The organism is Desulfovibrio sp. 1188_IL3213 (genome assembly GCF_036763145.1).
GTDB lineage: Bacteria > Desulfobacterota > Desulfovibrionia > Desulfovibrionales > Desulfovibrionaceae > Desulfovibrio.
On the sequence record NZ_JBAIYR010000677.1, the window covers coordinates 1 to 833 of the forward strand.

General features: G+C 55.2%; 1 protein-coding gene. It reads left to right on the plus strand.

Features of this window, described 5'->3' with window-relative positions; translation table 11 throughout:
* The coding region (locus V6C16_RS14480) for a transposase (RefSeq protein WP_333543589.1) at positions 1–374 on the plus strand (374 nt) is incomplete at its 5' end.
* Positions 375–833 lie beyond the last annotated feature (459 nt).

The following is an 833-nucleotide window of genomic DNA, read 5'->3' on the forward strand; positions in this document are numbered from 1 at the left end:
CTGGCATCGGTATCATGACCGCCACTATCCTGCTGACTATTGCCGGTGTGGCCTCGAATTTCAAAAATGGCAGGGAATTTGCCGCATTTCTGGGGCTTGTACCGCGTCAAAACTCCACCGGAGGCAAAGTCAGGCTCCTGGGCATCTCCAAACGGGGAGACTGCTACACTCGCACCTTGTTGATTCACGGGGCGCGGGCGGCGCTTTCCCGCATGATTGACGGGTATACGCCCGAACACCGACGAAATCAGTGGGCCGTGGAACTCGCCGCGCGGCGGGGGAAAAATAAAGCCAGCGTTGCCTTGGCCAATAAAACGGCTCGGGTGGCCTGGACCATGCTGACCCAGGGCACGGAATACAAACAAGCGGCGTAGCACCGCGTTTGTCATGCCGCTTGCAACGCGGCTTCATTAGGCGTGAACCGCCCGCAAGCGGCCCGCCAAACGCTGACGATATTAAAGCCTACCCAAGGTTGCCAAGAAAGAAGAGATGGAAAAAACGGTCGGACCGGCTTTCGGAAAACCTGTGTGTTGACAAGGCAATTTAGAATGCCGCTAGAGTGATAAGGAACGAAAGCGCGTATATCCCATCAGGGCGCTGCCACTACGGTTGACGCCGTATATATGTTTGCATCCGAACCGAACCAAAGCATTCTTTCTTGACTCCAGGGCGGGACCATATATGTCAACACGTTGTTCACCCTCCCAGCCTCGAAGCCGGAGGTTTCCTGCCAAGAGCCGTATGAAGACGCGAATAGTTGTAGTGATGCGTCCATATGGACAAGTTGGCTGTCCTTTTCCATGAGTGGGTGTACGTTTCGGCGTATGCCCACT